The organism is Paracoccus suum, from assembly GCF_003324675.1.
GTDB classification, from domain to species: Bacteria; Pseudomonadota; Alphaproteobacteria; order Rhodobacterales; family Rhodobacteraceae; genus Paracoccus; species Paracoccus suum.
The window spans coordinates 1703135-1721013 of sequence record NZ_CP030918.1; the positions used below are offsets into that span (position 1 = coordinate 1703135).

Annotated in this window: 20 protein-coding genes; 17 read left to right on the forward strand and 3 right to left on the reverse strand. The window is 64.5% G+C overall.

All coding sequences use genetic code 11. The features are described 5' to 3' along the window. Nucleotides 1-83 precede the first annotated feature (83 nt). From DRW48_RS08275 to DRW48_RS08290, 4 genes are all read left to right on the forward strand, one after another. The gene (locus tag DRW48_RS08275; protein ID WP_114075998.1) at nt 84-647 is read left to right on the forward strand and encodes a Fur family transcriptional regulator; all 564 of its coding nucleotides are present in this window, start codon (nt 84-86) and stop codon (nt 645-647) included. Further along, a complete protein-coding gene (locus DRW48_RS08280; RefSeq protein WP_114077454.1) occupies nt 644-1405 on the forward strand; it encodes a metal ABC transporter ATP-binding protein in 762 nt (253 codons plus the stop codon). Before DRW48_RS08275 ends, DRW48_RS08280 begins: the two co-directional genes overlap by 4 nt. Beyond that, complete coding sequence (locus tag DRW48_RS08285; RefSeq protein ID WP_114077453.1) at nt 1398-2183, forward strand: metal ABC transporter permease; 786 nt, start codon at nt 1398-1400, stop codon at nt 2181-2183. Before DRW48_RS08280 ends, DRW48_RS08285 begins: the two co-directional genes overlap by 8 nt. A 68-nt stretch (nt 2184-2251) precedes the next feature. After that, nucleotides 2252-3613, forward strand: coding sequence for an FAD-binding oxidoreductase (locus DRW48_RS08290; protein ID WP_199286075.1), 1362 nt, complete (start codon nt 2252-2254; stop codon nt 3611-3613). Between the two features lie 133 nt (nt 3614-3746). Here DRW48_RS08290 and DRW48_RS08295 read toward each other — a convergent pair whose 3' ends face one another. Further along, nucleotides 3747-4325, reverse strand: a complete 579-nt coding sequence (locus tag DRW48_RS08295; RefSeq protein ID WP_114075999.1) for a DUF4202 domain-containing protein — start codon at nt 4323-4325, stop codon at nt 3747-3749. 291 nt (nt 4326-4616) lie between these two features. Between DRW48_RS08295 and cobA the strand changes: the two genes are divergently transcribed. From cobA to DRW48_RS08330, 7 genes are all read left to right on the forward strand, one after another. Then, nucleotides 4617-5411: a uroporphyrinogen-III C-methyltransferase gene (gene cobA / locus DRW48_RS08300; RefSeq protein WP_114076000.1), complete on the forward strand. Its 795-nt coding sequence runs from the start codon at nt 4617-4619 to the stop codon at nt 5409-5411. Between the two features lie 11 nt (nt 5412-5422). Continuing rightward, nucleotides 5423-6097: a cobalamin biosynthesis protein CbiX gene (locus DRW48_RS08305; RefSeq protein WP_114076001.1), complete on the forward strand. Its 675-nt coding sequence runs from the start codon at nt 5423-5425 to the stop codon at nt 6095-6097. A gap of 127 nt (nt 6098-6224) precedes the next feature. Further along, entirely contained in the window at nt 6225-7376 is a 1152-nt protein-coding gene (locus tag DRW48_RS08310) for an SRPBCC family protein (protein ID WP_114076002.1), read from the forward strand. A gap of 376 nt (nt 7377-7752) precedes the next feature. Beyond that, the gene (gene metG / locus DRW48_RS08315; RefSeq protein ID WP_114076003.1) at nt 7753-9447 is read left to right on the forward strand and encodes a methionine--tRNA ligase; all 1695 of its coding nucleotides are present in this window, start codon (nt 7753-7755) and stop codon (nt 9445-9447) included. Between the two features lie 64 nt (nt 9448-9511). Continuing rightward, nucleotides 9512-9865 (forward strand): cupin domain-containing protein, encoded by a 354-nt coding sequence (locus tag DRW48_RS08320; protein WP_114076004.1) that lies wholly within the window; start codon nt 9512-9514, stop codon nt 9863-9865. A gap of 77 nt (nt 9866-9942) precedes the next feature. After that, on the forward strand, nt 9943-10863 hold the full coding sequence (gene rocF, locus DRW48_RS08325; protein WP_114076005.1) for an arginase: 921 nt from the start codon (nt 9943-9945) through the stop codon (nt 10861-10863). Nucleotides 10864-11919: 1056 nt separating this feature from the next. Continuing rightward, nucleotides 11920-12192 (forward strand): hypothetical protein, encoded by a 273-nt coding sequence (locus tag DRW48_RS08330; protein ID WP_003168944.1) that lies wholly within the window; start codon nt 11920-11922, stop codon nt 12190-12192. Between the two features lie 18 nt (nt 12193-12210). Here the strand turns inward: DRW48_RS08330 and DRW48_RS08335 are convergent, their stop codons facing one another. After that, the gene (locus tag DRW48_RS08335; RefSeq protein WP_114076006.1) at nt 12211-12987 is read right to left on the reverse strand and encodes a 2-keto-4-pentenoate hydratase; all 777 of its coding nucleotides are present in this window, start codon (nt 12985-12987) and stop codon (nt 12211-12213) included. Between the two features lie 194 nt (nt 12988-13181). Between DRW48_RS08335 and DRW48_RS08340 the strand changes: the two genes are divergently transcribed. After that, on the forward strand, nt 13182-14453 hold the full coding sequence (locus DRW48_RS08340; protein WP_241963210.1) for a porin: 1272 nt from the start codon (nt 13182-13184) through the stop codon (nt 14451-14453). A gap of 64 nt (nt 14454-14517) precedes the next feature. Then, entirely contained in the window at nt 14518-14826 is a 309-nt protein-coding gene (locus tag DRW48_RS08345; RefSeq protein WP_003168941.1) for a hypothetical protein, read from the forward strand. A gap of 170 nt (nt 14827-14996) precedes the next feature. On the opposite strand, the gene DRW48_RS16120 is transcribed toward DRW48_RS08345, so the two are convergent. Further along, the gene (locus tag DRW48_RS16120) at nt 14997-15392 is read right to left on the reverse strand and encodes a hypothetical protein (RefSeq protein WP_199286076.1); all 396 of its coding nucleotides are present in this window, start codon (nt 15390-15392) and stop codon (nt 14997-14999) included. 200 nt (nt 15393-15592) lie between these two features. On the opposite strand from DRW48_RS16120, the gene dapA reads away from it, so the two are divergent. From dapA to kdpF, 4 genes are all read left to right on the forward strand, one after another. Next, a complete protein-coding gene (dapA, locus tag DRW48_RS08355; protein WP_114076009.1) occupies nt 15593-16540 on the forward strand; it encodes a 4-hydroxy-tetrahydrodipicolinate synthase in 948 nt (315 codons plus the stop codon). A 182-nt stretch (nt 16541-16722) separates the two neighbouring features. Beyond that, a complete protein-coding gene (locus DRW48_RS08360) occupies nt 16723-16917 on the forward strand; it encodes a hypothetical protein (RefSeq protein ID WP_035284886.1) in 195 nt (64 codons plus the stop codon). A 54-nt stretch (nt 16918-16971) separates the two neighbouring features. Further along, nucleotides 16972-17220, forward strand: a complete 249-nt coding sequence (locus tag DRW48_RS08365; protein WP_114076010.1) for a hypothetical protein — start codon at nt 16972-16974, stop codon at nt 17218-17220. Nucleotides 17221-17703: 483 nt separating this feature from the next. Next, complete coding sequence (gene kdpF / locus DRW48_RS08370; RefSeq protein WP_114076011.1) at nt 17704-17793, forward strand: K(+)-transporting ATPase subunit F; 90 nt, start codon at nt 17704-17706, stop codon at nt 17791-17793. Nucleotides 17794-17879: the final 86 nt, after the last annotated feature.

Here is a 17879-nt window from a genome sequence, read left to right on the forward strand (position 1 = left end):
CACCTGAGTGTTATGTTATAACGGTATGGACGCTCCTAACTGTTATCCTGTATCACTGTCAACAGCCCCAAAGTTGCAGACACATGTCCCGATCCAGAAACGCCGAACCCGCCCCACCGCCGCAATCGACCCTCAGGCACACGCATTCCCACCCGGAAGCCGACGCAGACAGTGTCTGCGCGAACCACAGCCCCGCTGTCGGCCTGGCCGCCGCCGAGGATTACTGTCGCGCGCGCGACCTGCGCCTGACCCCGGCCCGGCGTCGGGCGCTGGACCTGCTGCTGTCCAGCCACCGCGCGATGGGCGCCTATGAGGTGCTCGAGGGGCTTGCCGCGGACGGCCTCGGCAGCCAGCCGCCGGCGGCCTACCGCGCGCTGGATTTCCTTACGCAGAACGGCCTCGTTCACCGGATCGAGCGGCTGAACGCCTACGTCGCCTGCCCGCATCCGCATCATGCCCACAGCCCGGCCTTCCTGATCTGCCGCAGCTGCGGCGTGGTCGAGGAGGCTGCGTCCTCGGCCGCCCGCGCCGCCCTCGCGAACGCCGCGAGCAGCGGCGGCTTTCAGATAGAGAGCGTGGTGATCGAGGTCGTGGGCCTGTGCCCGACCTGCATCCCGACCGCCGCCAGCGAAGGCGGCCCCGCTTGAGCCTCATCGACGCGCGCGATCTGACAGTGCGCCTTGGCGGCACGCTGATCCTCGACCGGGTCAGCCTGTCAGTCGAGCCGGGCGAGATCATCACCATCGTCGGCCCCAACGGCTCGGGCAAATCGACCTTGCTGCGGGCGCTGATCGGGGCCGTCCCGCTCGCCAGCGGGTCGGTGACCCGCGCCCCCGGCCTGCGCATCGGCTATGTCCCGCAGCGCCTGCATGTCGATCCCAGCCTGCCGCTGACCGTGCGGCGGTTCCTGTCCCTGCCGCGGCCAGAGGCTGATGCTGCCATCGCCGACGCCCTGTCCCGCGCGGGAGTCGAGGGACTGGCCGGGCGCCAGGTCGGCGCGCTGTCGGGCGGCCAGTTGCAGCGCGTCCTGCTGGCACGCGCCCTGCTGGGCCGCCCGCAACTGCTGATGCTGGACGAGCCGACGCAGGGCCTCGACCAACCCGCCTCGGCCGCGTTTTACCGCGCGATCGAGGCGGCCCGGGCCGATCTCGGCTGCGCGGTCGTCATGGTCAGCCACGACCTGCATGTCGTGATGAGCGCGTCGGACCGCGTCATATGCCTCAACACCCATATTTGCTGCGAGGGCCACCCAGAGGTTGTCGCCAGCGCGCCCGCCTATCGCGCCCTCTTTGGCGACGGCACGATGGGCACGCTGGCGCTTTATCGGCACCACCATCACGGCCACAGCCACGATGACGACGGCGGCCCTGTTCCGGCGCAGGGATGCGATCATGACCATTCTTGACAGCTTCATGCTGCGCGCGCTGCTGGCCGGACTGGGCGTGGCGCTGGCTGCGGCACCGCTGGGCTGCTTTGTCGTCTGGCGGCGCATGGCCTATTTCGGAGATGCCACCGGCCATGCCGCGATCCTGGGGGTAGCGCTGGCGCTGGCGACCAGCCTGCCGATCACCGCGGGTGTGCTGATCGCCGCCGTCGCGATGGCCCTGACCATCAGCCAGTTGTCGGGCCGCGGCCATGCAGTCGACACGCTGCTGGGGGTGCTGTCGCACGGCGCGCTGGCTGCCGGATTGGTTGCGGTCGCGCTGCTCGGGGTGCGGATCGACGTGCAGGCGCTGCTGTTTGGCGACATCCTGGCGGTCACGCGCGGCGATCTGGTCACCATCTGGACCGGCGCCGCCATTGTTGCGCTGCTGATCGGCTGGCGCTGGTCTGCGTTGCTGACCGTGACGCTGAACGAGGATCTCGCCCGCGCGACCGGCATCGACCCAAGGCGCGAGCAACTGATCCTGACCCTCGCCCTCGCCGTCACCGTGGCGGTCGCGATCAAGGTCGTCGGCGCGCTGTTGATCACGGCCATGCTGATCATCCCGGCCGCCGCCGCCCGCGGCCTCAGCCGCACGCCCGAACGGATGGCGATAGGCGCGCTGCTGGTTGGCGGGCTGGCGGTCGCCGGCGGCCTGCAGGGCGCGCTGCGCTTTGACACGCCCGCCGGGCCCAGCATCGTCGTCGCGGCGGCCCTGTTGTTCGCGCTGAGCGCGGTGCTCGCGGGCCGCCGACGATAAGCGCGCCCTTCCATGCCCCTTGTGCCCGCGCTATCCCGGCGCAGGCTCAGATACGGGGTAGGGCGAGGATGCTGGACGATCTGCGGGCGCTGCCCGGCTTTACCGACGATCCGGCCACCCGCGCCGCCGCCCGCACCGACTGGAGCGGCATGGGCCGCGCAGAGCCTCTAGCCGTCCTGCGCCCGCGCACCCCCGAAGAGGTCGCCCGGGCCATGGCCGGGCTGAACCGCCTGTCGCAGACGGTCGTGCCGCAAGGCGGGCTGACCGGCCTTGCCGGCGGCGCCAACCCACGCCCGCAGGATGTCGCCCTGTCGCTTGCCGGACTTTCGGGCGTGATCGACATCGATCGCGATGCGCGCAGCATGACCTGTCTTGCTGGAACGCCGCTGGCAGAGGCGCAGGCCGCCGCCGCGGCCGAGGGGCTGATGCTGCCCATCGACCTTGGCGCGAGGGACAGTTGCCTGATCGGCGGCAATATCGCGACCAACGCCGGCGGCCTGCGCGTGATCCGTTATGGCACCACGCGTGCGAACGTGCTGGGGCTCGAGGCGGTGCTGGCCGATGGCAGCACCATCGGCGCGCTGCGCAAGATGATAAAAATTTCGCTGGGGCCGGACCTGTCGGCGCTGATGATCGGCAGCGAAGGCACGATTGGCACCATCACGCGCGCCGTCCTGCGCCTCGTGCCGCAGCCAGCGGGCCGGCTGACCGCACTTTGCGCGCTGTCCGATTTTCCAGCAGTTCTGCGCCTGCTGACACGCGCGCGCGACACCTTGCCCGGCCTTTCGGCCTTCGAGGCGATGTGGGCCAGCTTCTTCAGGCTGATGAGCGAGATGCGCGGCAGCACGCTCTTTGCCGACGCCCCGCCGCTCGCCGTCATCATCGAAGCCGAGACCGACGGCTCGGACGCCGAGCGCCTGCGGTTCGAGGCGCTGCTCGAGGCCGCGATCGAGGCGGGCGAGATCACCGACGCGATCCTGCCACAGTCGCTGCGCGAGTTGTCCGCGATGTGGTCGGTGCGCGAGACGGCGGGAATGGAGCAGGCGATGCCCGGCCTCGTGAACCTCGACATCAGCCTTCCGAGCACCGATCTGGGCCGCTTTGACGAGGCCGCGGCCGACGCGCTGCGCAGCGCGCTGCCGGGGGCGGCGACGTTCAGCTTTGGCCATGTCGGTGACGGCAACCTGCACCTGTGCGTGCATCTGCCCGGCACCGACCCCGAGGCCGCGATCCACGAGGTTGACGACGTGATCTATCCGCTGGTCGGACGCATGGGCGGCGCGATCTCGGCCGAGCATGGCATTGGCACGTTGAAACGCGACTACCTTGGCCAGTCGCGCACCGCGGCTGACCTTGCGGCGCTGCGCCGGGTCAAGGCGGCGCTGGACCCGAACGGCATCCTGAACCCTGGGAAAGTGTTGCCGCTGTAGGCGATGCGGCCGCGCAGTGCGCCTGAACGACATCCTGAACCCCGACAAGATTTTGCCGCCGGGAAAGGACGCCGGTCCGCTGGCAGATCGGGCTTCATTCAAACGGGCGCGCAAGTAGTGTGGAGGCCCTGCATTACGCCTGAGGATCGCGAAAAGCGGCGGCAAAGGGCTCGGGAATGGCAAAGGTTGTCAGAGCCTGTGCCCGCGCCTCCGAGGACATCTTGCGTGCGGTGCAGGTGACAATCCGTAGCAGGTCGTCAGCCTCCTGCGTCGCCCCAAAATCGCCGAGGTAGTGGCGGATGAAGGTAAAGCAGGCCACATCCTCCAGCGCCTGGACGTCGGGGTCGCGCTTGATCCCCTCCTTGCGCAGCATCCGGCCCGCGGCCTCGGCCTGAACCTCGGGGTAGCCGGCCTCGCGCATCAGGCCCATGACGCGGGTCGCGTGACGGCGGCCTTGCTCGGTCCGCCAGGCAAGGTAGCCGGTGCGGCCGTCGGGGAAATCGCTGCGCGGCAGCAGCCAGCGTTCGATGTGCTGGCCGCGGCAGGCGATGCGCAGCGGATCGCCTGCGCCCGGGTAGAGGCCGGCCAATTCCTCGCTCATGCGGCGGCCGTACAGCCACTCGGCGGGCTGGCCATCCTCGGACCTGGGGTCAGCGGCGTTGGCGGCGTCGATCGCCGACAGGACGGTTTGCAGGCGGTCCGTGTCATTCATGCGCGGTCCCCTTCGACAGGACGAGGCGGGTCAGGGTGCCGCGCTGCCGCCGCCCCGCGCAAGATTGCCGCTACCTCATGCCGGCCGAAACCCCGACGACAGCGTTTCGGGAATCGGCCCTCGCGCGGAAGGGATGCCGGCATTCCCGCGTGCGATGCGAACCGTTTTCCGCCCGCCCGGCACACCCCGCGCAGGCGTCCCTGATTGCCGGGGCGGCGTTGGCTTCAGCCGCGAAAGCGTCATATTTTCAGGGCATCGCACCCCGCATCCGCCCCTTGAGGAGCTATCCACGTGACGCCAGGCACAGTCTATCTCGTGGGTGCCGGTCCGGGCGATCCGGACCTTCTGACGGTGCGCGCCCTGCGCCTGATCGGCGGCGCCGATGTCGTGGTCCACGACCGCCTCGTCAGCCCCGAGATCATGGCCCTGATCCCGCCCGGAACGCGCCGCATCTCGGTTGGCAAGGCCGCGGGCGCGCATTCCGTCCCGCAGGACCAGATCAACGCCTTGCTGGTGCGGCTCGCGCGTGACGGCCTGACCGTGGTGCGCCTGAAGGGCGGCGATCCCCTCATCTTTGGCCGCGGCAGCGAGGAGGCCGCGCAGCTTGAGGCTGCCGGTGTCCCCTACAGCTATGTCCCCGGCATCACCGCCGCCCAAGGCGCCGCCGCCGCGACCGGGGTGCCGCTGACCCATCGTGGCCTTGCCACCGGGGTGCGCTATGTCACCGGCCACCGGGCCGAAGGCCAGCCGCTGGCGCTGGACTGGGCCGCGCTCGCCGACCCCGAAACCACGCTGGTGGTCTATATGGGCGCGGGTGCGATCCCGGAAATCGCCGCGCAACTCATGTCGGCCGGCATGCCCGTCGATTTGCCCGTGCTCGCGGTCGCCCATGCCACGACCCCGCGCCAGGCGAGCCGCCGTTCGACCTTGGCACGGATCGGCGCGGACATGGCCGCAAACCCGCTCGAGGCGCCGGTGCTGTTCATCATCGGCCATGTGGCCGCGCTGGCCGATGCCATCACGCACCTGACGCCCGAAATCATGCGCCCGCCTGTCCCGCAGTTCCGGCTGGTCGCCTCCGTCTGACGTCGCCGGGCATGGACGTCGCGATCATTGCCCACGGCCAGCCGGGCGAGCCCGCCCCACTACAGGCGGCGGTCGAAGCGCTTGCAACCAAAGTCGCCAAATTGCTTCCCGGCTGGCGCATCCGCGGCGCAACGCTGGCCGATGCCGCGAGCATGGCTGCGCTTGGCCGTGTCCAATTGGTCTATCCGCTTTTCATGTCCGAGGGCTGGTTCACCCGAACCGAACTGCCGCGCCGTTTGCGGGCCGTGGGCGCCGAAAAGGCGAGGGTCCTGCGGCCGCTCGGCCTTGATCCCGCCTTGCCAGCCATTGGCGCGCAGCTTGCGCGCGCCGCGGCAACGGGATTGGACCCGCCGCACACGCGGCTGGTGGTGGTCGGCCATGGCTCGGGCGGGCCGTCCCGCGCCTCGGCCGAGGCGACCCGCGCCTTTGCCGATGCAGTTGCGCCGCTGGCCGGTTTTGCCAGCACCCGGATCGCCCTGATCGAGGAGGCGCCGTTGCTGACCGAACTGTACCCCGTCGCGCCATCCGTATGCCTGCCGTTTTTTGCCACCGCCGCGGGCCATGTCACGCAAGACATACCGGCAGCTTGGGTCGATGCCGGACCCATCGCGCCCGCGGTCGGCACCGCGCCGCAGGTGCCCGCTCTGATCGCCGCGGCGCTGGTCGAGGCGCGGGGCGCTGATTAGGCCCAGCCTAACCCCTCCGCCGGAAGTGACTCATTTCGCCCAACGGCGCCACGCCCCATGTTAGGCTATCACGACGATGCCGCGCCGGGCGCCTTGCGCACCGCCGCGGAACCAGGGAGGCCGCGCCATGACCAGCCACGACAAGAACCTGTCCCCGACCCTGTCGCCCGCGGCCGAACTGGCCGCCAATGTCGCCGTGCCCTTCAACCAGGCTCATGCGATGCCGAAGTCGGTCTATACCTCGCCCGAGTTCCTGGCCCTGGAGCAGGAGCGCATCTTCGGCCGCGACTGGGTTTGTGCCGGCCGGGCCGAGAGCATCCCGGAGCCGGGCGATTACGTGACGATCGAACTGGCCGGGGAGCCGATCATCGTGCTGCGCGACCGCGACGGCACCGTGCGCGCGATGTCCAACGTCTGCCGCCACCGCATGTCGACCCTGCTCGAAGGGCGGGGCCATGTGCGCGCCATCGTATGCCCCTACCATGCCTGGACCTACAATCTCGACGGCAGTCTGCGCGGCGCGCCCGGCATGACGCTGAACGAGGGGTTCTGCAAATCCGACGTCAAGCTGCCGCAGGTTCGCTGCGAGGTCTGGCAAGGCTGGGTCATGGTTTCGCTCGACCCCGATGCGCCATCGCCCGAGGTGCAACTGGCCGAGGTCGCAGGCCTGATCGCGCCGCTGGATATGTCCGCCTATCGGCAGACCTTTGGCCAGACCTTTCGCTGGAACACCAACTGGAAGGTCCTCGCCGAGAATTTCATGGAGAGCTACCACCTGCCGGTTTGCCACGCCGGCACCATCGGCGGCGCGAGCAAGCTGGAGGAAATGGTCTGCCCCGAGGGATCAGAGGCATTCAACTATCACTTCATCCTCAAGGACGATTCGGTGCCGCTGGCTCTGGCGCACCCCTCGAACACACAGTTGGTCGGCGATCAGCGCCGCACCACCTGGCTGCTTGCAATCTATCCCTCGCTGCTGATCACGCTGACGCCGGGCTATTTCTGGTATCTCAGCCTGACCCCGACCGAGGATCCGGGGCAGGTCGATGTCATGTTCGGCGGCGGCATGTCGCCCGAATGGCTGGCCGACCCCGCCGCCGAGGCACATCTGGCCAAAGTCCGCGCGCTGCTGGACGACGTCAACATCGAGGACAAGGGTTGCACCGAAAAGGTCTATCGCGGCCTGCAATCGGGCATGGCCTCGCCCGGATCGCTGAGCCATCTCGAGCGGCCGAACTTCGAGTTCGCCCAATATCTGGCCCGGCGGGTGGCCGGGTAACGGCACGCCCCGTCCTAGACAGTTCGGGAGACGCTGCTCGCCCGCGTGAGGGCAGGGGAGTGGTGCCGTTTGGCTCGCGGCGATGCTGGGGGCGGAGGGAGCGCGAAGTGTTCGCGTCCCAGCTGGGCTGCTGACGAGCAGCGGCGCGCTCATTTGACCCAATGGGATGCTTCCGGCCGGACAAGGCGCTGCGCTTGCCCAGTGGTCTGCTGATAGCGGGCACGCCTGCGTGATTTGCGGAACACTCCTGCAAGCGTGCCGCCTCGGTCGTCGCCAAGGGATACTCGAAGACGAATAGCCCGACCCCCGTCGCGCCGCCACTTCCCCCCCGGTGCCCCGGGCGCTAGAAGCGCGCGACCTCTCAACGGACACGCGCATGGCCCGGCACCTCATCACCTCTGCCATTCCCTACATCAATGGCATCAAGCATCTGGGCAATCTGGTCGGCAGCCAGCTGCCCGCCGACCTCTACGCCCGCTACCTGCGCGGCCGGGGAAACGAGGTGATGTTCCTGTGCGCCACCGACGAGCACGGCACTCCCGCCGAGCTGGCCGCCGCCAAGGCCGGCCTGCCGGTGGCCGAGTTCTGCGCCCGGATGCACGAGGTGCAATCCGACATCGCCAGCCGCTTTGGCCTGTCGTTTGACCATTTCGGCCGCTCGTCATCGGACCGCAATCGCGGGCTGACCCAGCATTTCGCGCAAAAGCTGGCCGAAAACGGCCTGATCGCCGAGGTCGAGGAGCGCCAGGTCTATTCCGTCGACGACGGCCGCTTCCTGCCCGACCGCTATATCGAGGGCACTTGCCCGAATTGCGGCTATGACAAGGCCCGCGGCGATCAGTGCGAGAATTGCACCAAGCAGCTTGATCCCACCGACCTGATCGACCCGCGCAGCGCCATCTCGGGCTCGACCAACCTCGAGGTCCGCACGACCAAGCACCTGTATTTGCGGCAATCCGTGCTGAAGGAGGAGATTTCCGCCTGGATTGATTCCAAGACGGACTGGCCGATCCTGACGACGTCGATCGCGCGCAAATGGCTGAACGATGGCGATGGCCTGCGGGATCGCGGCATCACCCGCGATCTCGACTGGGGCGTCCCGGTGCCGGGGCTGCCGGGCAAGGTGTTCTACGTCTGGTTCGACGCGCCGATCGAATATATCGCCTGCGCGGCTGAACTGGCCGACGCGACCGGGCAGGACGATGCCTTCTGGCGCCGCTGGTGGCGCACCGACGAGGGCGCGCATGACGTCACCTACACCCAGTTCATGGGCAAGGATAACGTGCCGTTCCATACCCTCAGCTTTCCCGCGACGCTGATCGGCTCGGGCGAGCCGTGGAAGATGGTCGATTACATCAAGTCATTCAATTACCTCACTTATGACGGCGGCCAGTTCAGCACCTCGCAGGGACGCGGCGTGTTCATGGATCAGGCGCTGTCGATCCTGCCGGCCGATTACTGGCGTTGGTGGCTGCTGTCGCATGCCCCCGAGGGCAGTGATGCCGAGTTCACCTGGGACAATTTCCAGCAGTCGGTGAACAAGGACCTGGCCGACGTTCTGGGCAATTTCGTCAGCCGCATCACGAAGTTCGCGCGCAGCAAGTTTGGCGAGACCGTCCCCCAGGGCGGCGCATGGACCGAGCGCGAGACCGCCCTCGCCGCAGCGCTGACCGAGCGTCTGCGCGCCTACGAGGATTTCATGGACCACCGCGAGGTCCGCAAGGCCGCGTCCGAGTTGCGTGCGATATGGGTGCTGGGCAACGAATACCTGCAATCCGCCGCGCCTTGGGCGACCTTCAAGACCGATCCGCAGGCAGCCGCCATGCAGGTCCGCCTCGGCCTGAACCTGATCCGGCTCTATGCGATTCTGTCGGCGCCCTTCATCCCCTTCGCCGCGCAAACGTTGCGCGAGGCGATGGGGGCAGACGCGGAATGGCCCGATGACGTTACTGCGGCCCTGACGACCCTGTCGCCCGGACATGCCTTTGCCGTTCCCGAAAACCTGTTCGCCAAGATCACCGATGAGCAGCGCGAGGAATGGCAGGAGCGGTTCAAGGGCGTGCGGGACTAGCGACGCATCGGGGAGGGTGCGCGGTCCTGCGATCTGCTGCCCGACATCAAGTGGAGTGTAGCGAATGACGGGCGAGATTGACCTCAAGGCGAAGCTGGCGTCCTTTGATGATCATTGGTCGCCGCGCACCGTGGCCAGCTTCAACGGTTACGATGTCATGGTGGTCAAGGTTCAGGGCGAGTTCCGCTGGCACTCGCATCCCGACACGGATGATCTGTTCCTTGTCCTGAAAGGTGCGATTGACATCCGGTTGCGGGACCGGACCGTGACGTTGCAACAAGGCCAGATGTTCGTCGTGCCCAAAGGGGTCGAGCATTGCCCCTTTGCGCGGGAAGAGGCGCATCTGTTGCTGATCGAGCCGACCGGAACGCCCAACACCGGCGATGCCGTCACCGCCGCGACGCGCAAGGTGCTGTAAGGCGGCGCGGCCGGCAGCCCCTGCCGCCGCCCGCAAGAATGTCCTAAGCACAAACAATTACCTAGACGCGAGGCCCAATGACCCACTGCATCCTGATAGGCGCCCCTGTGGACGAGGGGCAAAAGCGCGCCGGCTGCCTGATGGGACCGGCGGCCTACCGCGTCGCGGGCCTTGCGCGCACACTGTCCGAACTGGGCCACACGGTCGAGGATCGCGGGGATGTCGCGCCTGCCGCCGGGCGCGGCGAGGTCTGCGACAATCCCGCCGTCCATCACCTGCCCGAGATGATCGCCTGGACCGAGGCGCTGGGCGCGGCGGCGAAATCCGCCATGACAGCCGGCATGCCGATCTTTCTGGGGGGCGATCATGCGCTGTCGCTCGGGACCGTCTCTGGCGTCGCTGCCCATGCCGCGGCGGCCCAGCGGCCGCTGTTCGTGCTGTGGCTCGACGCCCATTCCGACATCCATTCGCTGATGAGCACCCGGTCGGGCAACATCCACGGCTGCCCGGTCGGCTACCTGTCCGGTCGCGACGGGTTCGAGCCGATGCCTGCCTTTCCAGCGCCGGTGCCGGGCGCCCAGATCTGCATGTTCGGCATCCGCAGCGTCGATCCGGCGGAACATGCCGCGCTTTCCGCCTCCGAGATCGAGGTCAATGACATGCGCGTGCTGGACGAGCATGGCATCGTCGCGCCGCTGCGCGGCTTCCTCGACCGGGTGCGCGCGGCCGACGGTCTGCTGCATGTCTCGCTCGACGTCGATTTCCTCGACCCCTCGATTGCACCGGCGGTCGGCACCACCGTGCCCGGCGGCGCCACCTTCCGCGAGGCGCATCTGGTCATGGAGATGCTGCACGAGAGCGGCCTTGTCACTTCGCTCGACCTTGTCGAGCTGAACCCGTTCCTCGACGACCGGGGTCAGACCGCGCGGCTGATGGTCGATCTGGTCGGCAGCCTGATGGGCCGCAAGGTCTTTGACCGCCCGACCCGCGCCAAGTGAGCCTTGCCCGGCCCCGGCTGGCGCACTAGTCAGGGCGCCACGCGGGCGTGGCGGAATGGTAGACGCATGGGACTTAAAAAGTCTTTTTTCTACCATGCTGCAAAATAGTTTGCGGAAGAGAATTGAATGGTTTTTCAATGCGCTATGAGCGCAGGGTAAGGAAGGCGAAAAAAGGCTGATTTCGTTCTAGGTGCTGCGTAGGAGCAGAGATCAAGGGCGAGAATCGGCGGCAAAGGGCGGACGTGGCGAAATCGGTAGACGCAGCAGACTTTAGAATTGGAGTGCCCGCGGGGAAATCCGCGGAGTAGAACCGCTCAAAGTCGGGGAACGCTAAAGGGCATCTGCCCTAAGCCAATCCCGAGCCAAGCCCCTCTTCGGGGAAGGTGTAGAGACTGGACGGGCGGCGCCTAAAGCCTTCGGGCCATGGCGAAGGGACAGTCCAGACCACGAACGCCATAAGGCGGCGGCGAAAGTCGAAGTGGTACGAAAATCTGCTTCTCTGTGAGAGTACGGGTTCGAGTCCCGTCGTCCGCACCATTATCCAGCGTCACAGGGTGCCGCTGGAATCCAAGCATTAAGCGGTGGCGGATGATCTTGCATCATAAGATCGTGTTCGGTGAGTCCGAGTCCAAAATATCGTGCGCGCCATTTGATCTTCGAACTATGAACACTACAGCCGCTGTTCCGAAGATCGAAGTGGAACGGGCGTTAACGTTTTCGATCCTCACCCTGTGATGCAGTTCACCTAGCAACGCACCTCAAACCCCGAAATAAAATCCGCTTATGCAGCTTGCGGACGGTCCCTCTCGAATTCCTATGCAGCAGCATCCTAGAAATAGCTGCGCACTGGAGCGCCGAGGGAGCGTTCATCGCAAATGGCTGGAAATAGTAGGGTCCGGAAGAATCAGAACGAGGCGCCGCGCCCTCAGAAAGAGCCAGGGAATGGTGGGCTTGGCTTGCTGCTTGTCCTGGCGATTACCGCGATCGGCGTTGGGTATGTCGGCTACCCGCTGTCCCTCGTCTTCGGCCTGATCTAACGAACGATCCAGGCGTGTTATGCGGTTAGACGAGCAGTCGCGAGAGCACATTGGGCGCTATGGCATCAAGCTGGTCGTCGCTGCGGCAATCGCCTACATTCTGAAGAGCGAGAACTTCCTTGCCACATTCGCGCTGTGGACCGGCATATACGGCGTAATGGCCGTCGCTTACGCAGTTCATCGCGGCGAACGATTCGGCAAGACCAGGTTCACCTATTGGGATGAGGCTCTATGGTTGGCGGCGACGGCGTTGGGTCTCTACATTTTCAGTGGCCATCAGTTGGCCGTCTGATCGGCCGCTTCTGTTGGTTCAAAGAAACCGTGCGGATGCGTCGCCAACGCCTGACAACTCGACCTTCAGTTCCTGACCAGGAAGGATTTGCAGCAGCATCGGGATGATCGATCCGGTTGCTACGATATCGCCGGCGCTGAGATAATTGCCTCTGGCGATCAGGTCATTCACGAGCCAGAGCGCAGAGTTGATCGGATCAACCAGCCCCTCTCCCGATGCCGACTGAAACACTGGAACGTTGTTGATCGACGCTCGCATGTCGATTCTGTCCATGGCCTCCAGGCCTGTTGGCTCATGATATTTGTCGACGATCGTCGAAACATGGAACGCATAGTCAGCAATGGCGGCCAGGTGTGGTTGCCCAGTCAGGTGACCACGTCGCCCGACAAGACCGATAGCCGGTTGGTAGCTCAGGATCGCCTTGCAAAATTGATCGCGAGTGATGGGCCAATGGTCCGCCCCCAAGGGACCGCCTATCGTAAAGACGATTTCGCATTGTGCCCCGATGAAGCCTTGGGGAAGCCGGAACGGCCCGTGGGAGTCCTGAAGAACTGTTCCGACAGGGATCGGGCAGTAGATGGGACTGGCAAGGCCAAGCGTGCCGCGGATGGCGGGGCAAGTGCCTATCAGGGCGTAGCCTACCGCGTCATTGGCGAAGGCCGCGATTGCTGCTGACTGCACCGCCCAGGCGTCATCCTCGCTTCGAAGCAGATCGAACGGGATATCTGAGGTAATTCCCTGCCGACGGTTTTGGCAAAGCAAGTTAGCGAGATAGTCGAGATTCTGGTCAATCATAGAAGCACACTCCCGCGCGAGAGAGGGCGCAAAGTCGTGCTCAGTCAAATAAAAATCCGACTATATAAGTACGTATATTTTTGTCAGGGCTTTTTCTTATGAAAATACTATCGCAGCGCGGCTGAGCTCCCGTCGAAATAATATGCGGCTCTATCTAGCTTGAGGGTCCCACCAAACCGGAAGGACCTGAAGGTATGAAGCCGCTTAAACCGTCCCTCGCACCCGCCGCTACGGCCACGGCCGAGGCCGGTCGTCCAACAAGACCGGGGTCGGAGCGTCGGAAGACGCTTTGCCGGAGCGCGGTTGGCGCGGTCGCGATTATGGCCGGTTCGATGATGGGTCTTGGCCAGGCAGCGGCGGAACCCCTGAGCGCGCCGAGCTTTGGTGGCCCTCTGCGCCCGAACCCCGATCCGATGAGCATGGATGCGGGCCTGTTTGGTCGCCTTCATATCACCGGCCAGCTCACAGGCATCGGGAATGCGCAGACGAACGGCATTCCCGGCGTCGATCCGCGAACGACAGATCCCCTCGTCGATATCGGCAATGCCCAAATTCAGGTGCAGACAACCGGGGCGCCTTTGACGTTCTTCGTCCAGGGCGGTGTCTACTCGCTGCCTTCTTTGGGCTCGGCCTACACCCGCGCAACCGACGTCACCGATCAGTTGTACGGGCCGGTGCCGGTTGCTTATGGCAAGCTCGAGCTGTCGCCGAATTTCTCGGTGCAGGCGGGTTTGCTGCCGACGTTGATCGGCGCGGAATCGACCTTCACCTTCCAGAATATGAATATCGCGCGCGGCCTGCTCTGGAACCAGGAGCCGGCGATCAGCCGCGGTGTTCAGGTGAACTATAGCAATGGACCGGTCAACGCCTCGGTGTCGGTCAATGATGGTTTCTACTCAGGGGATTACAACTGGGTATCCGGTCTCGTGTCTTATGCGGCGACGCCGTCGAGCACGATCACGCTTGTCGCCGCAGACAACTTTGCAGAGTCCGGCAAGACCGGCGCCGCGACGCCACTGGCGCAGAACAACAGCAGCATCTTCAATGTGATCTACACCTATGTCGACGGCCCGCTGACGCTCCAGCCCTACCTGCAATACACAACGGTCCGCTCGAACAGGGACATCGGTATTGATCGCTCGGCCGAAACATTCGGCGGAGCGCTGCTGGCTCGCTATGCCATCAATGAGAATTTCTCGATCGCTGGACGTGCCGAGTACATCGCTTCAAGCGGAGGAGATTGCGGCGTCGCCGCAGACTGCGCCCCCACCAATCTGCTCTACGGGCCGAAAAGCAGGGCGTGGTCGCTGACGGTGACGCCGACCTACCAGCGCGGGATCTTCTTCGCGCGTACCGAGCTTTCGTACACCCGCATCGATCGGGTCACCGAAGGCTACGGCTTTGGGTCCAACTTCGACAAGCGCGACCAGGTACGCGGGATGTTTGAGGCCGGGGTGCTTTTCTAGGACGGGCGCGGGCGGAAATGCGGAGCCACCGGCTCCGCAAACGCACTGCGAGCTCAGGTGAAACATGGGTTTGGAACAGATCATATCGAAATTGGAGGCTCCTCAAGCCACAGCGACTGTGTATCCGGTCCTGCCCGTTCTCTGGGTCTATCGGAACTATGATGATCGCTGGACTGTGCATCTTGAAGGTGAAGACTCCGAATGGTGCCACCCGACGCGCAATGATGCGGTCGGTGCGGCAAGGCTGATAGGCGAGAGCTACGGCTGCTACCGCCTCTATCTTCAACTGACAGACGGTCGCTTCTGCCTGGAGATGATGAACCTCAGTCGGCGGCGCGAGCCGCGTCAGATGGGGAGCGAGGGCGAAAATTGAGCCGGGCTGTACCAAGCAAGCGCCAAGTCTCCCGACACGTCTTCCGCTGCGCCGTGGAGATCATCGCTCTGGTGGTGATCGCCGGTTGCGCTGTTCTTGCTGCCGCAGGCCCCAGCATCTACCTAATGTTCAGAAATGGCGGCTGAATGCAGATTTTCGGGCCGTCCTGCTCACCCCAGGTTGCCACGACCAAAACCGAGGTTCAGCAAACGCGAGCGACGCCGTAGATCGGAATACCTGCTTCTGATGTTTGCTGCGAGCTGTGCCGCGGTGCAGGTCGTCGCCATAGTTTTTCTGAGAGCGGAATGACACGCCCTGCGGCTCCAGATCTCCAAGCCGACGATCCAAGGCCGGGTATCGGTGAAAGCCGTCTGGCTGCGCTGCCAGGCCTGAGGACGCAGTTGGTGATGGCTCGGGTCCTCAAGGAGCACCACATCTGGCTGGCTGTGAGGATTATCGAGGAGCGCGAAGATCAGTCGCAGTTTCGACGGCACCGCCGGCTCCGTGATCTGCTCGAAGCAAATGCCTTGCTTGAAGCGGTTCTCGAACTCGGAGCGCATCTGCAACCAACGCGGCATCCTTGGTCGATGGGCCGCTCGGGAGATCGTTGGCGATGTCGCGTGGCGTGGAGCGATCGAGGCAATTTACGCAGGTGCGTGGGCCGACACGACGATCTGGCCGCTGCCATGCTGATCGCATTGCTGGGCTCCCTCGATCGTCGCCAGCGCCGACCAAAAGAACTCTCGAAACGTGGAGAAGAGGCAGCATGAAACCCAGTGGCGACCCTCCGTTATTCGGCGGTCTGATGACCGCACTTGTCACCCCGTACAGGGGTGAGGCTATCGCTTTCGACGCCTTGGCGGAACTCGCCAACTGGCAGATCGACCAGGGCGTACAGGGGCTTGTCGCCTGCGGCACTACGGGCGAGGCGCCGACCCTGTCTCATCCGGAATGGGCGGCGGTGATCCGCTTGTGCGTCGAGGTCTCCAATGGCCGTGTGCCGGTGATCGCCGGCTCGGGCACCAACGACACCCGGCGTACCGTGGAGTTGACCCGCGAGGCGGCTCGCCTTGGCGCGGATGGTGCTTTGGTCGTCACGCCTTACTATAGTCGGCCGAGCCAAGAGGGCCTGTTCCGGCATTTCGAGAGCGTCGCGCAAGCTGCCGAGCTGCCGATCATCATCTATAACGTGCCTTCCCGGACGGCCGTCGATATCAGGATCGAAACGCTCGACCGCCTTGCGCACCTGCCCGGTCTTGTCGGCGTCAAGGACGCAAGCGGAGATCCGACGCGGGCTAGCACGATGGCCGTCCGATTCGGCGATCGTTTCACGCAGCTTTCCGGCCATGACCGATCCATGCTGGCTTTCATGGCGACTGGCGGCGACGGCGCCATTTCGGTCGTGTCGAACGTCGCCCCGATGCTGACAGCGGCGATGATCGGCGCGGTGCGGAAGAGTGCCTATCTGGAAGCTCGGCGCATCAACGCCCATCTTTTCCCGCTGATCGAGGCGCTGGAGCTTGAAAGCAACCCATGCCCGGTCAAGTTCGCGTTGCATTGCGCGCGCGGATACTCGCCCGCCGTCCGCCTTCCGCTGGTCGAGGTCACTGAAGGCACCGCAGCAAGAATACGCGCTGCCGTGGCGGAGATCGACTCCTTGGAGATCGATACGTCTTTGGTCGCCGAGAGGTCTCTCGTCCCCCTCTCGGCCTGATCGGACCGCCCTTATAAGAACAGCATGATGCTGCTGTGTTCTCCAATGAAAATACTATGAAATCCGGCTATCCGTGAAATGGAGAACAAATCCCGACATCTTTAAATTCAACGTATCGGCAAAAGGCATCATTTGACTCGACGAGTGGAAGGGCCTGCCGATACCCAGAAAGGATGTCTGCGATGTACCCTCGTGGTTACTATTTCTATGCGATGCAACAACAGAACAAGGCCAACCCTGGGCGGACGGATGGCGAAGCCAAGGTTGCCGTGCGCTCGGATGAGCCGATGGCCGACGTTGGGATGTTCCTGCGGCTCGGAGTCGTGATGGCCCTCGTGATTGCGGCCGTCGCCACAGTCACCGCGTTGGCTGGCTAGCGCGCCAACGACGTCCACAGCTCACTCTTCAACGAACAATCAGGATCATCCACCATGGCAAGCGCCATTCAGCCGAAAGAGCCTCCCCAACCTCTGAACCATTTTTTTGTCGGCCAGGACAACCGAGGATGCTGGACCGTCCGCGATGAGCGTAACCTCGTCGGCGGCTGCTTTGTCAGCAAGGATGCGGCGATTCACTTCGCCCGTCATGAAACCAATAACGCGCCGGGGGCTGTGATCTGCATGGCCGAAAGCCAGCGCCTGAGCCTTGACCCGCTGTTTGGACGCCGGGCCGCCGCCTAGCCGGTTGCCATCGATCCGACAGAGCCGCGTCACACTCGCTGAATTTATCGCGACGATGGCGATGCGAAAGTAACTCTCCCAGTTAAGATAAGCAAAGCTCGCCGCCTCTACCGAGTCGGCGGGCTTTTTGCTTGCCAATGGGCGGTTTGGCAGAAATTCCTATGGAATTTTTATGCAAGCCGCCGAAATAACTATTGGATTCCTATTTTTTGAGGCCCCGTCCTCTCTCGAACCTATATGCGGTTCGCGTCCATATTTCCGCCAAATTCCTCCTCCGGCACCCGTGCGTACGCAAGGGCGCGCTGGAAGAATTCAACCTGTGACCGGTCAGGACGATCCATCCTGGGCGGCCATTTGTACCAACAGCGGCGCCGGAGGCGAAAGCAATGGATGTTCTTGTACTAGCGATAGGGTTCGGATTCTTCGCCTTGATGTTTGGATACATCAAGCTTTGCGAAAAGCTCTGACCCAGGAGGCGGCAACATGATCTTGGAATATTTCCTTGGGGCAGCAGTCGCGGTGTTTATCACCGGCTACCTGCTTTACGCCCTCGCTCGTCCCGAGCGGTTCTGATCAAGGCAACAGCTCGGAAAGAAACGACCGATGACAATAAATGGATGGATACAGATCCTAGTCTTTCTCGGGATCGTCATCGCGCT

Excerpts from the sequence above, each read along its gene's own strand:
- DRW48_RS08365 (WP_114076010.1), top strand. The coding sequence starts at position 16,972 with ATGGCAAGCGCCATTCAGCCGAAAGAGCCTCCCCAACCTCTGAACCAT.
- DRW48_RS08295 (WP_114075999.1), bottom strand. The coding sequence starts at position 4,325 with ATGAATGACACGGACCGCCTGCAAACCGTCCTGTCGGCGATCGACGCC.
- rocF (WP_114076005.1), top strand. The coding sequence starts at position 9,943 with ATGACCCACTGCATCCTGATAGGCGCCCCTGTGGACGAGGGGCAAAAG.
- DRW48_RS08330 (WP_003168944.1), top strand. The coding sequence starts at position 11,920 with ATGCGGTTAGACGAGCAGTCGCGAGAGCACATTGGGCGCTATGGCATC.
- DRW48_RS08320 (WP_114076004.1), top strand. The coding sequence starts at position 9,512 with ATGACGGGCGAGATTGACCTCAAGGCGAAGCTGGCGTCCTTTGATGAT.
- DRW48_RS08290 (WP_199286075.1), top strand. The coding sequence starts at position 2,252 with ATGCTGGACGATCTGCGGGCGCTGCCCGGCTTTACCGACGATCCGGCC.
- DRW48_RS08305 (WP_114076001.1), top strand. The coding sequence starts at position 5,423 with ATGGACGTCGCGATCATTGCCCACGGCCAGCCGGGCGAGCCCGCCCCA.
- kdpF (WP_114076011.1), top strand. The coding sequence starts at position 17,704 with ATGATCTTGGAATATTTCCTTGGGGCAGCAGTCGCGGTGTTTATCACC.
- DRW48_RS08345 (WP_003168941.1), top strand. The coding sequence starts at position 14,518 with ATGGGTTTGGAACAGATCATATCGAAATTGGAGGCTCCTCAAGCCACA.
- DRW48_RS08340 (WP_241963210.1), top strand. The coding sequence starts at position 13,182 with ATGAAGCCGCTTAAACCGTCCCTCGCACCCGCCGCTACGGCCACGGCC.
- DRW48_RS08360 (WP_035284886.1), top strand. The coding sequence starts at position 16,723 with ATGTACCCTCGTGGTTACTATTTCTATGCGATGCAACAACAGAACAAG.
- metG (WP_114076003.1), top strand. The coding sequence starts at position 7,753 with ATGGCCCGGCACCTCATCACCTCTGCCATTCCCTACATCAATGGCATC.
- DRW48_RS08335 (WP_114076006.1), bottom strand. The coding sequence starts at position 12,987 with ATGATTGACCAGAATCTCGACTATCTCGCTAACTTGCTTTGCCAAAAC.
- DRW48_RS08275 (WP_114075998.1), top strand. The coding sequence starts at position 84 with ATGTCCCGATCCAGAAACGCCGAACCCGCCCCACCGCCGCAATCGACC.
- dapA (WP_114076009.1), top strand. The coding sequence starts at position 15,593 with ATGAAACCCAGTGGCGACCCTCCGTTATTCGGCGGTCTGATGACCGCA.
- DRW48_RS08310 (WP_114076002.1), top strand. The coding sequence starts at position 6,225 with ATGACCAGCCACGACAAGAACCTGTCCCCGACCCTGTCGCCCGCGGCC.